At 66.5% G+C, this 13,485-nt stretch carries 14 protein-coding genes; 6 read left to right on the top strand and 8 right to left on the bottom strand.

The annotated features are described in order from the left end of the window. Positions 1–23: 23 nt before the first annotated feature. Together RF641_RS06205 and mmsB are read right to left on the bottom strand one after the other, a co-directional pair. Positions 24–782, bottom strand: coding sequence for a 3-hydroxybutyrate dehydrogenase (locus RF641_RS06205; protein WP_047120105.1), 759 nt, complete (start codon positions 780–782; stop codon positions 24–26). Further along, positions 769–1,698: a 3-hydroxyisobutyrate dehydrogenase gene (gene mmsB / locus RF641_RS06200; RefSeq protein WP_053798794.1), complete on the bottom strand. Its 930-nt coding sequence runs from the start codon at positions 1,696–1,698 to the stop codon at positions 769–771. Before mmsB ends, RF641_RS06205 begins: the two co-directional genes overlap by 14 nt. A gap of 146 nt (positions 1,699–1,844) precedes the next feature. On the opposite strand from mmsB, the gene RF641_RS06195 reads away from it, so the two are divergent. Further along, entirely contained in the window at positions 1,845–2,777 is a 933-nt protein-coding gene (locus RF641_RS06195; protein ID WP_053798795.1) for a LysR family transcriptional regulator, read from the top strand. A 91-nt stretch (positions 2,778–2,868) separates the two neighbouring features. Here RF641_RS06195 and RF641_RS06190 read toward each other — a convergent pair whose 3' ends face one another. Both RF641_RS06190 and RF641_RS06185 read right to left on the bottom strand, forming a co-directional pair. Further along, on the bottom strand, positions 2,869–4,251 hold the full coding sequence (locus RF641_RS06190) for an MFS transporter (protein WP_047120108.1): 1,383 nt from the start codon (positions 4,249–4,251) through the stop codon (positions 2,869–2,871). A gap of 239 nt (positions 4,252–4,490) precedes the next feature. After that, complete coding sequence (locus RF641_RS06185) at positions 4,491–5,414, bottom strand: LysR substrate-binding domain-containing protein (RefSeq protein ID WP_047120109.1); 924 nt, start codon at positions 5,412–5,414, stop codon at positions 4,491–4,493. A 71-nt stretch (positions 5,415–5,485) separates the two neighbouring features. Here RF641_RS06185 and RF641_RS06180 point away from each other — a divergent pair, with 71 nt between their 5' ends. Beyond that, positions 5,486–6,517: a YeiH family protein gene (locus RF641_RS06180; RefSeq protein ID WP_424572791.1), complete on the top strand. Its 1,032-nt coding sequence runs from the start codon at positions 5,486–5,488 to the stop codon at positions 6,515–6,517. Positions 6,518–6,526: 9 nt separating this feature from the next. Here RF641_RS06180 and RF641_RS06175 read toward each other — a convergent pair whose 3' ends face one another. Next, complete coding sequence (locus tag RF641_RS06175; protein WP_047120111.1) at positions 6,527–6,931, bottom strand: VOC family protein; 405 nt, start codon at positions 6,929–6,931, stop codon at positions 6,527–6,529. A gap of 198 nt (positions 6,932–7,129) precedes the next feature. On the opposite strand from RF641_RS06175, the gene RF641_RS06170 reads away from it, so the two are divergent. Next, complete coding sequence (locus RF641_RS06170) at positions 7,130–7,837, top strand: NUDIX hydrolase (protein ID WP_047120112.1); 708 nt, start codon at positions 7,130–7,132, stop codon at positions 7,835–7,837. Between the two features lie 18 nt (positions 7,838–7,855). Here RF641_RS06170 and RF641_RS06165 read toward each other — a convergent pair whose 3' ends face one another. Then, positions 7,856–8,992: an acyl-CoA dehydrogenase family protein gene (locus RF641_RS06165; RefSeq protein WP_047120113.1), complete on the bottom strand. Its 1,137-nt coding sequence runs from the start codon at positions 8,990–8,992 to the stop codon at positions 7,856–7,858. A gap of 316 nt (positions 8,993–9,308) precedes the next feature. On the opposite strand from RF641_RS06165, the gene RF641_RS06160 reads away from it, so the two are divergent. Genes RF641_RS06160 through RF641_RS06150 form a run of 3 tightly spaced genes read left to right on the top strand, consistent with a single transcriptional unit; the run spans position 9,309 to position 10,951 of the window. Continuing rightward, complete coding sequence (locus RF641_RS06160; protein ID WP_113606996.1) at positions 9,309–9,686, top strand: YidH family protein; 378 nt, start codon at positions 9,309–9,311, stop codon at positions 9,684–9,686. A gap of 4 nt (positions 9,687–9,690) precedes the next feature. Then, the gene (locus RF641_RS06155) at positions 9,691–10,020 is read left to right on the top strand and encodes a DUF202 domain-containing protein (RefSeq protein ID WP_424572790.1); all 330 of its coding nucleotides are present in this window, start codon (positions 9,691–9,693) and stop codon (positions 10,018–10,020) included. 1 nt (position 10,021) lies between these two features. After that, a complete protein-coding gene (locus tag RF641_RS06150) occupies positions 10,022–10,951 on the top strand; it encodes a LysR substrate-binding domain-containing protein (RefSeq protein ID WP_424572789.1) in 930 nt (309 codons plus the stop codon). 74 nt (positions 10,952–11,025) lie between these two features. Here the strand turns inward: RF641_RS06150 and RF641_RS06145 are convergent, their stop codons facing one another. Next, positions 11,026–12,363, bottom strand: a complete 1,338-nt coding sequence (locus RF641_RS06145; RefSeq protein ID WP_424572788.1) for an MFS transporter — start codon at positions 12,361–12,363, stop codon at positions 11,026–11,028. Beyond that, the gene (locus RF641_RS06140; protein WP_424572787.1) at positions 12,360–13,400 is read right to left on the bottom strand and encodes an MBL fold metallo-hydrolase; all 1,041 of its coding nucleotides are present in this window, start codon (positions 13,398–13,400) and stop codon (positions 12,360–12,362) included. The genes RF641_RS06145 and RF641_RS06140 overlap by 4 nt, the downstream gene beginning before the upstream one ends. Between the last annotated feature and the right edge of the window lie 85 nt (positions 13,401–13,485).

Here is a 13,485-nt window from a genome sequence, read left to right as displayed (position 1 = left end):
GTTTGCCGCGGCGGGTTCAATGGCTATTGCGCCGTCCAGCCTCCGTCGATGGCGTAGCTGGCTCCGGTGGCCATCGCAGCACTGTCCCCCGCAAGCCAACCGGCCAGCGAAGCGACTTCCTCCGGCTCGATGAGCCGCTTAACCGCCATCTCGGTCAGCATGATCTTTTCCATCACTTCGGATTCGTCGATGCCGTGGGCCCTCGCCTGGTCGGCGATCTGCGCTTCGACCAGCGGGGTGCGCACATATCCGGGATTGATGCAGTTGCTCGTCACCCCGCGCTCCGCTCCTTCCAGCGCGGTCGCCTTCGACAGGCCCTCCAGTCCGTGCTTGGCCGACACGTAGGCGCTCTTGAACGCGCTGGCGCGCAGGCCATGGGCGGAGGAGATGTTGATGATGCGCCCGAACCCCCGCTCATACATCCCCGGCAGCGCCGCGCGGATCAGCAGGAACGGCGCTTCGAGCATCAATCGGTGGATCAGGCGCCAATGATCGGGTTGGTATTCATGGATCGGTCCCACCCGCTGCACCCCGGCATTGTTGACCAGGATGTCGGCGTCGAGGGACAGCTCCTCCAGCCCCGAGGTGTCGGACAGGTCCACCACCCAGGCTTCCCCTCCGACCTCGGCCGCCGCATTCCGCGCCGCCTGCTCGTCCAGGTCCGCCACCACGACGCGGACTCCCTGGGCGGAGAGCTCGCGGGCGCAGGCCAGCCCGATGCCTCCCGCGCCGCCGGTGACTACCGCCCGGCGCACGGTGCGCCGGGTGTCACCGGCTTGCATGCTCTGCCGCTCCGTAGCCGCGCACCTGCCCGCCGGGCACCAGGTTCTTAACGATCAGCGAGCAGTCCTTGTCTTCCAGTCCTTCGGAGATCAGCTCGTCGAAGTGCTTGCTGACCAGTTCCGCGGCGGGAAGCGAGATGCCTGACGTGGTTCCCGCATCCAGCGCCAGCCCTACGTCCTTGCGCGCCAGGTCCACGCGGAAGGTCGCGTCAAAGTTGTTGTTCGCCGCGGCGGTCTCGACGATGCCGGGAACCGGGTACCAGGTCTGCTGCGCCCACGAACGGCCTGAGGATACCGACACGATCTCCCAGAACACTTGCGGATCGAGCCCCAGCTTCTCGGCCAGCTGCGATCCTTCGGCGCTGGCCATGAGGTCGATGAACAGCATCATGTTGTTGCAGATCTTCGCCGCGATGCCCATGGACGGGCCGCCGGCGACGATGGCTCGCGCTGACATCGGCGCCACCAGTTCGCTGGCCCGTTCCATGAGTTCCGGCGCCCCGCCCAGCATGATGGCCAGAGATCCGGCCGCCGCTCCCGAGATGCCTCCGGAAACCGGGGCGTCGACGAACTTCAGGCCGCGGGCCGCGGATTGCTCGTGGATGTAGCGGGAGGTCTCGATGTCCACGGTGGAACAGTCAAGCAGCATCATCGAGTCGGTGGCATGGGCCCAGATGCCTTCGGGGCCCTCGTAAACCGCACGGACGTGCTGGCCCTTGGGCAGCATGGTGATCACCGCATCCGCCCCCTCCAGTGCCTTGGCCACGGAATCGACGAGGAGCACACCGGCTCCCGCCGCCGCGGCGCGGGCCTGCTCGTTCAGGTCGACGCCGCGCACCTCGTGCCCGGCGGCGACCAGGTTCGCCGACATGGGTCCGCCCATGTTCCCCAGTCCGATCCATGCATATACGCTCATTGTGCTGTTCCTTCCACGCGCCGACAGGTGCTTGATAATTCGGGTAATCCCGGATATGGCCAGCGTAGGTGCGCCACATCACTTCCTCAATGCACAAAGACCCGAGAAAATTGCAACACCGCTGTGCGCTGGCGCACACTGGGAGCATGCAGCGTCCCATCGATTACCACCATCTCGAGTCCCTGATCGCCTTCCTGACCGTCGCCCGGCTGGGCAGGTACACGGCGGCCGCCAACGTGCTCGGGGTGAACCACTCCACGATTTCCCGGCGCATCGCCTCGCTGCAGCAGGCCATGGGCGGACGGCTGCTGACCCGCTCGGCGCAGGGGTGGGAACTGACCGACCTCGGGCGGCGCGCCATGGCCTCGGCCGAGGCCATCGAACGGGCCGTCGCCGCCATCGGCTCCGCCGACGAGCCTGGACAGGTGACCGGCCACGTGCGCGTCGCCGCACCGGACGCCTTCAGCGCCCATCTGGCCGCGCCGACCCTCGCGAAGCTGCACGAGATCCACCCGCAGCTACTGTTCGACCTGGTCTCGGAAACCACGCGGGCACGCCAGGGCCGCACCGGCATGGACCTGGAAATCGTCATCGGCCAGCCCCAGGTGCGACGCGCGGTCTCCCATCTGCTGCTGAAATACGAGCTGCGGCTCTACGCCACTAAAAGGTACCTGGACCTGCATGGGACCCCCGGGAAACTGGAAGACCTGCGCGAGCATGCGCTGAACTACTACATCGACACCGCGCTGACGGTGGACAAGCTCGACGATGCCACCAGCGGGCTGCCGCCCATGCGCCGAGCCATCTCGTCCAACAGCATCGCGGTGCAGTACTCGGCGACCATGGGCCATGGCGGCATCGGCCTGCTGCCAACATTCCTCAGCCGGCACTACGAGGCACTGGTTCCGGTGCTCCACGACCAGTTCACCTACGAATCGGAATACTGGCTGGTCGGGCGTGAGGAAGCGCTGCGCAATCCGGCGGTGCAGCTCACCGCCACGGCGCTGCACGAGGCCGCCGAGCGCGGGGACTGGCATTTGGCGCCCTTCGCCCCGGTGTCCTCCGCGGCCAATTCCTGAAGGGACACCACAGCCGGGCCGGTGCCGTTTAACTGCCAGAGTGCCGCTCCCCGGTGCGGGATGCGGCACTCTGGCAGTAGCGGCTTGGCAGCTAGCGCGTCAGCTTGCTTTCGGAGTCCAGCACCTCGGTGGACAGGCCGTTGCTGATGCGGTCCTGCTCGTCGATGTCGCCGAGGTCCACTCCCTTGGATTCACGAAGGAAGTAGACGGCAACCAGCGTCACCAGCGCGGCGAAGACGATGTATCCGGCTACCGGCACCCAGCTTCCGGACGCCCGCAGCAGGGCCGCCGCGATGATCGGAGCCATCGACCCGGCGACGATGGAGGTGACCTGGTAGCCGAGCGACACCCCGGAGTAGCGCATGCGGGTCGGGAACATCTCAGCCATGATCGCCGGCTGCCCCGCGTACATCAGCGCGTGCACTGCGAGTCCTGCAACGATGGCCAGCAGGATGATCGCGTCGTTGCGGGTGTTGAACATCGGGAAGGCGACCACAGCCCAAACGATCATCAATCCGGCGCCGGCGGCGTAGACCGGGCGGCGGCCCAGGGTATCGGTGAAGCGTCCAACCAGCGGAACCACGATGGCGTGGAAGACGTGGGCCAGCAGCATCAGGGTGAGGATGTTGGAGGTCTGCATGTCCAGCTGCACGCTCATGTAGGTGATGGAGAAGGTCACCACCATGTAATAGAGGATGTTTTCCGCGAAGCGCAGGCCCATGGCGGTGAACACCCCGCGTGGGTAGCGCTTGAACACTTCGGCCACGCCGTAGCCTGCCGCGGCATTGGCTTCCATTTCGGCCTTGGCCTCGTGGAAGATCGGCGCGTCGGAGACCTTCGTGCGGATGTAGTAGCCAACGCCCACGATCACTACAGAGAGCCAGAAACCCACGCGCCAGCCCCATGCGAGGAATGCCTCGTCGCTGAGGGTGAAGGACAGCACCAGCAGCACAATGGTCGCCAGCAGGTTGCCGATCGGCACCGCTGCCTGCGGCCAAGAAGCCCAGAATCCTCGCTCGCGGTTGGGCGCGTGCTCGGCCACCAGGAGCACGGCGCCGCCCCACTCGCCGCCGACGGCGAAGCCCTGCAGGAAGCGCAGGACGATCAACAGGATCGGGGCCGCGTAGCCGATCATGTCGTAGGTGGGCAGGCAGCCCATGAGGAACGTGGTCACGCCGACCAGGATGATGGCCACCTGGAGCAGGTGCTTGCGACCGTACTTGTCGCCGAAGTGGCCGAAGACGATGCCGCCGATCGGCCGGGCGATGAATCCCACCGCATAGGTGAGGAATGCCTTGATGATGTTGTCCAGGTCGTTGCCCGAGTCGGGGAAGAAGACCTTGTTGAACACCAAGGTGGCCGCGGTCGCGTAGAGGAAGAATTCGTACCACTCGACGATAGTGCCCGCCATCGATGCCGCGACGACCCGTCGCAGCCCCTTGCGTTCGGTTTTATCAGAAATTTCCGATGCCACTGCCAATCCTTCCGATGCCGCAGGTCCCCCATTGGACCCGTCCCGTAGCACCCGAGTATGTCGCAGCTCACACAGCTTTGAAAGGTTTACCAGTCTTGTTCGAGGGGCCGATTGCGCACACCAAGCGTGCATTGTTGCACAGCGGACCCCGCAGCATGCGCCCGTCACTGCACGGGCTTGCTTCCATCGAACAGCGGCTGCGGCCGAGGTTATCCGAGGTCAGCCTCCCTCTTGGAGGGTTAGGACGCGGATTCCGCGGCGATTTCCAGCAGCGCCTGCTCGGCGGCGCCGGGGACGTGGTCCACCGACCAGATCGCCCGCAGCTCGCGGACCAGCGCCGGGCCGTCGAAGGGGATCTCCACCAGCGTCCCGAGCTTCAGCTGGCTTTCCACGGCCAGCTGGCTGAGCACCGCCGGGCCCATGCCGGCGGCCGCGCATTGGCAGATGGTGGCGTTGCTGTTGAACTCGGCCAACGGCTTGGGGCGGTCGGCATGTGAAATGTAGTCGAGGAAGGCCCGGGTCCCGGAGCCCGCCTCTCGCTCAATCAACGCGGTGTTCTGCAGCTCGTGCAGGGTCAGTGCGCCGCCTCGTTGCGCCCACGGGTGATCCGGCGCGGTGACGATCAGCATTTCGTCGCTGTAGACCTGCTGGCTTCTGAGCCCCATGGGGATGTGCGGCGTCTCGACGAAACCAAATTCCAGCTCGCCCTCCCGGACCGACTGGATCACGTCCTGCGAGTTCATGATCCGCATCCGCGGCTTCACCAACGGCATCTTGCGGTGCAGCGCCCCGATCCAGCTGGGCGCCAGGTACTCCGCCACGGTCATGCTGGCCCCGAAACCCAGCTCGCTCTGGCCCGGGTCTGCCAGGGACCGCGCTCCGGCGGCGAAGGTCTGCAGGCATTCGAGCACTTCGCGCGCCCACTGAACGGTGAGCACGCCTTCCGGAGTCAACGTCGACCCCGTGGTCTTGCGATCCACCAGCTGGTATCCGAGCCGGCGTTCGAGGGTTTTCAAGGCGCGCGAGGCATTCGGTTGGGCGATGCCGGCTGCCCGGGCTCCGGCGCTGAGGCTGCCGTGGTCGGCGATGCCGACCAGCAGGGAAAGCGAGGAGAACTGGATCCAGTGCGCAATGCTGTTCAGTGATGACGGGTCTTGATCCATATCAAGAGCATATGCCTCCAATAGCCACGGGACGAATACCGCCGAAACCGTGACGGGAGAAGACTGAAAACATGCAATCGACAGACCAGACACAAACAACTTCCCCGACATCAACCCGCGCAACGCTGCGCACCCTGTTCCCCGGACTGGCGGTCTGCCTACTGGCCGGGGCCCTGTGCATGGTCATCAGCCGATTCCTCGACGGAGTCAGCGCACTGCTGCTGGCCATCGTGCTCGGCGCGCTGTGGCGAAACATCGTTCCGGTTCCCACGGCCCTGGAACCAGGCATCGCCGTCTCCGGCAAAAAGCTGCTGCGCCTGGGCATCGTCCTGCTCGGTCTGCAGCTGTCCCTGGGTACCATCCTGGGGCTGGGCCCCGGGGTGCTGCTGGTGGTTTTCCTCTCCGTCGGAGTGACCTTCTTCGCCACCTTGTGGATCGGCTCCCGGCTGGGCATGGATCTGCCGCAACGGCTGCTGATCGCCGCCGGGTTCTCCATCTGCGGCGCGGCCGCGGTGGCTGGGGCAGAGAACGTGGTGCGGGCCAAGCAGAGCGAAGTCGCCACGGCCGTCGGACTGGTGGTGCTCTTCGGAACCCTCATGATCCCTGCCATGCCTGCGCTCGGCGCGCTGCTGGGAATGGATGAGCGCAGCATCGGCATGCTGGTGGGCGCCTCGACCCACGAGGTCGCGCACGTCGTGGCGGCCGGCGGGTCGGTGGGAGCGGCCGCCCTCGAGGTGGCGGTGACCGTCAAGCTCGCCCGCGTGGTGCTTCTGGCGCCGATCATCGCCGGCGTGGGCATGTTCATGCGCCGCCGCCACGCGGTAACCGGCGGCAAGAACCCGCCGCTGGTGCCGCTGTTCGTGCTCGGATTCATCGCGGCAATGCTGCTGCGCAGCAGCGGAATTGTTCCCGTCTGGGCCCTTGACGCGGGCCAGATGCTGCAGACCCTGCTGCTCTCGTCAGCCATGTTCGCTTTGGGGCTCGGAGTCCACCTGCGCAGCATCGTGAAAACCGGCGGCAAGTCGTTGCTGCTGGGACTGCTGGCCACGATAGTCATCACGGTTGTTTCGGTGCTCGGAACCCTCGCCTTCCCGCCGCAGTAGTCCCGCCGCTCACTGGGATGGTTGTTCGTAGCCGATCAGCCATGTCAGGCCGAAGCGGTCGAGGACCTGGCCGTCGCAGGCGCCCCAGGGCTTGGCGGCCAGCGGGTCGAGGACCCGGCCTCCCTCGGCCAGCGCCTCGAACCACCCGTGCAGCACGGGTGGTTCCGCAGCGCCCAGCAAGGAGAGCATGGCGCCCTGGATCTGCACCGGGTTCTCGTCCGGCGCCGCATCGGCCGCACCCAGCGTCACGTTCCCGCTGAGCATTCCATGGGCGATCGCCGTGGGCGGCCCGTCGCTCCGGTTGAACTCCGCATAGGAGTACAGGGCCAGCTCGCCGCCGAACACCCCTGCATAGAAATTCAAGGCTTCCCGCGCCGTACCGGGGAAAAGGACATAGAGCTGCGGACCCTTCACGCGAGTTCCTTCTTTCAGCAGACGTCAGGCCACCGAGGCCCCGAGGTACGCCGGGAACGCAGAGGCCCCGGCGTGCGTCACACTCTATGCAAGCAGCAGCGTAGTGGCAAGGAATCCTGCAGCGATAGCCGGGCTCGATGACGCCTGAACGTGCATACCGTTGGCTCAGCACGGCAAATACAGGACATACTGGGGTTCATGACGACGAAGCCCATTTTAGATCCGGCCGTAGAAGTTCCCATCCGACGCGCCGCCAGCGTGCTGTTGCTACGCGCAGCGGACACCGGGTTCGAGGTGTTCATCCAGCACCGGGTCAGCACCATGGACTTTGCCGCGGGTATGGTCGTCTACCCCGGAGGCCGGGTCGACGCGCAGGACGCTCAGCTGGTGCGCAGCGGAGCCCTCGATGCGCGGCTGCTCGCCGAACAGGCTCAGCGCTGGAAGCACTCCACCGTCTGGGACGAGGGTGAGCAGCAGGCCTCCTTCCACGCCGGGGAAATGCTGGCGGCCGCCCGCCGCGAGGTATTCGAGGAAACCGGTCTGCTGCTGGATCCCGAACAGCTGCTTCCCTGGGCGAACTGGGTCACCCCGGTGGGCTATCCCAAGCGCTTCGATACCTACTTCTTCATCGCGGTGCTGCGCGAGGACCAGGAACCACGCCACCAGACCTCCGAAGCGGCGATCTCCAATTGGATCCATCCCGAAGCGCTGTTCGCGGCGCTGGAGCGCAAGGAAATCAAGATGATGCGCCCCACCCAGCGCACCTTGCTGGATGCCATGGAGCTGGGGTCCATCGCTGCGTTGCGGAGTTTCGACCGGGAGATCATCCCGGTGCATCCCACCGGGAAGGACACCAATACCTCCACCCCGGTTCTCGATGTCGAGCTGCGCCCGCGGCACGACTGAGCCGCGGGCGCCCGGCAGCTACTTGTCGACCAGGCCGCGGCCCACGATCAGCGACATGATCTCGTTGGTGCCTTCCAGAATCTGGTGCACCCGCAGGTCGCGGACGATCTTCTCCAGACCGTAGTCGCTGAGGTAGCCGTAGCCGCCGTGCAGCTGGATGGCGCTGTTCGCGGCCTCGAAACCTGCATCCGTGGCGACCTTCTTGGCCATGGCGCACAGCCTGACCCGATCAGGCGCCTTCGCGTCCAGCGCGGCGGCGGCCCTGCGCAGCAGCGACCTGGCCGCCTCCAGTCCCATGTCCATCTCGGCCAGCTTGAAGACCAGCGCCTCCTGGCGGGTCAGCGGCCCGCCGAAAGCCTGGCGTTCCTTGAGGTATGCCGCGGACTGCTCCAGTGCATGCTGCCCGCCGCCCAGCGAACAGGCAGCGATATTCAGCCGTCCGCCGTTCAGCGCCTGCATGGCCATGGAGAATCCCTGGCCTTCGGCGCCGAGCAGGTTGCCGGCCGGGATGCGCACGCCGTCCATGATGACCTGCCGGGTGGGCTGCGCCTTCCAGCCCATCTTCTTCTCGTTCGGGCCGAAGCTCAGCCCTGCGCTGTCCCCCGGAACCAGGAAGGCGCTGATGCCGCGCGAGCCGGTGTCCTCGGTGCGCGCCATGACGATGTAGAGCGCCGAGGTGCCGGCTCCTGAAATGAACTGCTTGACCCCGCTGAGCACGTACTCATCCCCGTCCCGGCGCGCGCGGGTGGTCAGCGCCGCGGCGTCCGAACCGATCCCGGGTTCGGTCAGGCAATAGGAGCCAAGGTTCTGCATGGTGGTCATCTCGGGCAACCAGTGGGCGCGCTGCTCGGTGGTTCCAAAACTGTCGATCATCCACACCACCATGTTGTGGATGGAAATGTACGCTGAAATCGTCGGGCAGGCCTTGGCCAGTTCCTCGAACACCAGGATCGCGTCGCTGCGGGTCAGCGCCGAACCGCCGAACTCCTCGCCGGCGTAGATTCCGCCCATGCCCAGCTGGCCTGCTTCGGCCAGCACGTCGACGGGGAAATGCTGGCGCTCATCCCAGTCCAGTGCATTCGGGGCGATCCGGGTGGTGGCGAAATCGCGGACCATTTCCGCGAGCGCCTTCTGGTCTTCAGTAAGTTCGAGCATGTTTGGCTCCTGACTCAAGCAGGCGTCATCGGTGTGGACGCCCGACCGCTACATATGTGACTCACACTACACCGATTCGGGTCCTCGGCGCGGGCTGGCGCCCACGGTTTCGCGCACCGCCGAACACACGGGAATTCCGCGGAATTCCACGGCCCGGCAAGCCGTCGCAAACATGATTTCGAAGGGGTTTTGGACGTAGTCTTGGAAGAGCAGTAAACCCCGCGGCGGCCAGTGTCGGCACGGGGTCGGATCTGAAGATTTTCCGCGGCCAGCACCGGCGTTTTCCGGTCGGAGGCCGCCGCGCGCAAGGATGCCCATGACCCAGAATGACCGCAGCAAACTCGCCCGGACGCTGTTGCCCGAAGGCAGCGAGCCCGATCCGCGGTTCACGCTGGCCAACGAACGCACCTTTCTGGCCTGGATCCGCACCTCGCTGGCATTCCTGGCCGGAGGCATCGCCCTGGAGGCGTTCACCGTCGGGGCGTTCCCGGGGCCGGTGCGCACCGTGCTGGCGTTTTTCGTCATCGGGGTGGGCATGCTCATCGCCCTGGGCGCCGGCGTGCGCTGGGTCCGGGTCGAACGCAGCATGCGCACCGGGAAGCCGCTGCCGCTGCCCGCCATCGTGCCGCTGCTCAGCCTGGGCGCGATTGCCGGGGCCATTGCCGCGCTCGCCATGGTCCTGGTGGGAAAGTAGCGGAATGAAACAGGATTTCCCGGTCACCAACCCGGGCCTGCAGCCCGAACGCACCGTCATGGCCTGGGCGCGCACGCTGGTGTCATTCCTCGTGGTCAGCGGCGTGTTCCTGCGCTGGGCTCCGCACTACGGCACCGGGGTGCTGGTCCTGGTGGGCATCGCGGTCTGCGCCGCCGGCGGCATCTACCTCTCGCAGCGCCGCCGCTATTCGAGGATGGCCCACGGCGTGAAGAACGAACGCATCCACGCGGACGTGGTGGCGGTGCTGGTGATGACCGGCGCGATGCTCGCCCTGGGCGGCAGCGCCATCGTGCTGGTGGCGGCGGGGCTCTGAGATGGTCAACTACACGCTGCGCCAGCTGCAGTACTTCGTCGCGGTCGCCGAGGCCGGCTCGCTGTCCGCGGCGGCCGTGGCCTGCCACATCTCCCAAGCCGCGATGAGCCAGTCCATGGCTGATCTGGAACGCGTGGTCGGCAGCCAGCTGCTGGTGCGCAGCCGGGCCCGCGGCGTGGTGCTCACCGCGGTGGGCACCGAGTTCCTGCACGATGCCCGCTCGCTGGTGCGCCATGCCGAGGAGATCCAGGGCCAGATCATGGAGCGCCAGTCGGCGCTCGCCGGCCCGTTGGTCATCGGCTGCTATTCCTCGCTGGCCGCCTTCTGGGTCCCGGTGATCTGCGAGCGGTTCACCGCACCGAACCCGGGGTTGCAGGTGAAGATCATCGAGGGCGATGCCGCGCAGCTGCAGCAACGCATGCTGCAGGGACACCTGGATGTCGTGCTGACCCACACCCGGCACCTGCTGGAGGACGTGGAGCACCGGGTGGTGATGTCCGGGCGCCCCTACGTGCTGGTCGCCGCCTCGCATCGCTTCGCCGAGCGCGGTTCGGTGAAGCTGGCCGAACTGGCCGAGGACGACTTCGTCTCCCTGGATCTGCCTACGGTGCGCGACAACCAGCTGGTGAACCTGCGTTTATCTGGCTTGGATCCGAAGATCCGCTGGAGCTCGCAGAGCTTCGAGGCGGTGCGCGGCATGGTGGCCCGCGGGCTGGGCTACACCGTGCTGGTGCAGCGCCCGCCGGTGAACGTGAGCTACGACGGGCTGCCGCTGGCGATGCTGGAGATCGACGGACCGGTGGGCTACAGCGACATCTGCGTGGCCTACACCGCGACCAAGCGCCCGAGCCTGCGGCTTCGGGCATTCCTGGATTTCTGCGAACAGGTCGGCGCCGAACGCGACAGCCGGGCCGCCCAGGAGAATTCCTGAACGACCCGGCTGATTCGGGGTGCTGGCGGCTTCGGGGTGCTGGCGGCGATGTCCCTTGACGGGGCGCCGCGCCCCTAGATGTCCTGCGCTTCCAGGTCGGCGTCCTTGCCTTCCTTGATGCCACGCATGGCCAGCGCGGCGATGATGAATGTCGCGGCCCAGACCACGCCGACCAGCCACAGGTTGCCTCCGGCGACCAGCACCAGGCCCGCAACGATCATCGGGGTGAAGCCGGCGCCCACGGTGGAGGAGAGCTGGTAGACCAGCGAGGCTCCGGTGTAGCGGATGCGGGTCGGGAACAGTTCGGCGGTGAATGCGCCGAAGGGTCCGAAGATGCTGGCCTGGATAATGCCGTTGGCGATGAACAGGGCAATGGCGAAGATCCACAGCTGCCCCAGTTCCAGCATGAACATGATCGGCAGGGCCAGCAGCGCACCGGCCAGGATGCCGACCATCATGACCGGGCGGCGGCCGTACTTGTCCGAGTAGCGGGCGGCGAACCAGATGCCCACCACGGTCAGCGCGGCGCCAATCGCCTTGATGTTCAGCACGCTGGTGCGGTCCATGCCCAGGTCGTCGACCACGAAGGAGATGGCCCAGACGGTCATCAGGCCCTGCACGGTGTAGGAGCTCATGCCCACCAAGGTGCCGCGGACGACGGACTTCGGGTAGCGGGTGAGCACTTCGCGGATCGGGGTCTTGCGCTCCTCGGCCTTCTGCTCCAGGGACAGGAACAGCGGGGACTCAGTGACCTTCAAGCGGATGACCAGGCCGATGCCGACCAGCGCGATGCTCAGGATGAACGGAATGCGCCAGCCCCAGGCCAGGAACTGCTCGTTGGGCAGCAGCGAGACCGCGGAGACAGCCAGGGTGGCCAGGACCGCGCCGGCCGGGCCGCCCATGTTGGCGAAGCTCGCCGCGAAGCCGCGGCGCTCCTTCGGCGCGTGCTCCAGGGCCATGAGCATCGCTCCGCCCCATTCGCCGCCGACTGCCAGGCCTTGCACCACACGAAGGATGATCAGCGCGATGGGGGCGAGCATGCCCACCTGCGCGGTGGGAGGAAGCAGGCCGATGAGGGTCGAAGCGCCGCCCATCATGGCCATCGAGGTGATCAGCACGCCCTTGCGGCCGATCTTGTCGCCGAAGTGGCCGAACACGATGCCGCCCAGCGGGCGGGCCAGGTAGCCCACGGCCAGCGTGGCGAAGGAGGCGAAGATCGCGACGCCCGGGGTGAGGTTGGTGAAGAAGATCTTGTTGAACACCAGCGACGCCGCGGTGGCATACAAGATGAAATCGTAGAATTCGATGGCGCTGCCCAAAAAGCTCGAAGCCAGGATGCGCCGCATTTCAGGCGACGAAAGGCTGGGAACTCGCAGGCCCGGGTCTTGCTCGTGCTTCACAGTGTTACTCATGCTACTGCCATTTCAGAGGTCTTGCGGGCGAAGGAGATGACGTCCAGATCATTGGGGATGAGGAATCTGCCGGAGAACTGGCCGGCGTGTGCATGCCAGACCGAATCCGGGGTGGTTCCGGGAACCAGGTGGTGCAGCGCGAGGGTGGCCGCGCCGGCGCGTTCGGCGATGTCGATCGCCTGCAGCGCCGAGGTGTGGGACCGGCGGTGGTGGTCCATGGAGGCCTCGGCCTCCTCGGTGCCCAGCGAGCCGTAGGCGCGCTCGACCCAGTCGAAGTCGATGGCTTCGTGCAGCAGCAGGTCGGTGCCGCGGGCCAGCCGCACCAGGTTCTCGCAGGGCGCGGTGTCCCCGGAGATGGTCACCGAGCCTTCGGCCGTGTCGAAGCGGAAGGCGAAAGCCGGGGCGATCGGCGGGTGCTCGACCAGCGTGGCGGTCACCGTGACCAGCTCGTCCCGGTAGATCTCGAAGGGCTCGAAGTCCTGCGGGGTCGGGTTCTGGTTCGGGTGGTATCCCCCGGCGGCAGGGATCTTGATGTCACTGGCCTGGAAGTAGTCCAGCGGCGAGGGACGCAGGGCGTCGATCACGCGGTCGTTCAGGTCCGTGGCATAGGCCTGCATCAGCGCGGAGAACATCGACGCGGTGCCGGGGGTGGGGTTTGCCGGGAACAGCGGCTGCGGGGCCACGACGGCGCGCGGCGAGACCGGTGGAAGCTCGCCGCGGTCGCCGGGGCCGATGATCCGCACCGGCTGCTTGTCGCGGGCCATGGTGAACAGGCCGAAGATCGCCAGCGACGCCAGGTCGATGGTGTGGTCCGAGTGCAGGTGGGTGAGGAAGATGCCGCGCAGGTCCCCGGGGGTGAACCCCGCCTTCATCAGTTGGTTGCCCACGCCGGTTCCCGCGTCGACCAGGTATACCGCGGAGCCGACGACCACCGCGGTGGCGATGCCCGAGCGGCGTCCGGCGTTCTCACCGGTCCACCAGCGCGGTCCGCCGGCGGTCCCCAGGGTGACAACGCGGGGGGAGAGATGTTCGGACACGGGATTTGCCCTTTCACGTTCTGACTGATGACTCTTTCAATCATCGTGAGGACGGTTACATTCGTAAAACTGTTTTTATCTACCA

This window comes from Arthrobacter sp. 'calajunan', from assembly GCF_046940185.1.
In the GTDB taxonomy this organism is placed as follows: domain Bacteria; phylum Actinomycetota; class Actinomycetes; order Actinomycetales; family Micrococcaceae; genus Glutamicibacter; species Glutamicibacter soli.
Note: the sequence above shows the minus strand (reverse complement) of the source record. Positions and strands in the feature narration are given on the sequence as shown.

Coding starts and splice junctions, on each gene's coding strand:
- RF641_RS06205 (WP_047120105.1), bottom strand. CDS start 782: ATGCAAGCCGGTGACACCCGGCGCACCGTGCGCCGGGCGGTAGTCACC.
- mmsB (WP_053798794.1), bottom strand. CDS start 1,698: ATGAGCGTATATGCATGGATCGGACTGGGGAACATGGGCGGACCCATG.
- RF641_RS06195 (WP_053798795.1), top strand. CDS start 1,845: ATGCAGCGTCCCATCGATTACCACCATCTCGAGTCCCTGATCGCCTTC.
- RF641_RS06185 (WP_047120109.1), bottom strand. CDS start 5,414: ATGGATCAAGACCCGTCATCACTGAACAGCATTGCGCACTGGATCCAG.
- RF641_RS06180 (WP_424572791.1), top strand. CDS start 5,486: ATGCAATCGACAGACCAGACACAAACAACTTCCCCGACATCAACCCGC.
- RF641_RS06170 (WP_047120112.1), top strand. CDS start 7,130: ATGACGACGAAGCCCATTTTAGATCCGGCCGTAGAAGTTCCCATCCGA.
- RF641_RS06165 (WP_047120113.1), bottom strand. CDS start 8,992: ATGCTCGAACTTACTGAAGACCAGAAGGCGCTCGCGGAAATGGTCCGC.
- RF641_RS06160 (WP_113606996.1), top strand. CDS start 9,309: ATGACCCAGAATGACCGCAGCAAACTCGCCCGGACGCTGTTGCCCGAA.
- RF641_RS06155 (WP_424572790.1), top strand. CDS start 9,691: ATGAAACAGGATTTCCCGGTCACCAACCCGGGCCTGCAGCCCGAACGC.
- RF641_RS06150 (WP_424572789.1), top strand. CDS start 10,022: ATGGTCAACTACACGCTGCGCCAGCTGCAGTACTTCGTCGCGGTCGCC.
- RF641_RS06145 (WP_424572788.1), bottom strand. CDS start 12,363: ATGAGTAACACTGTGAAGCACGAGCAAGACCCGGGCCTGCGAGTTCCC.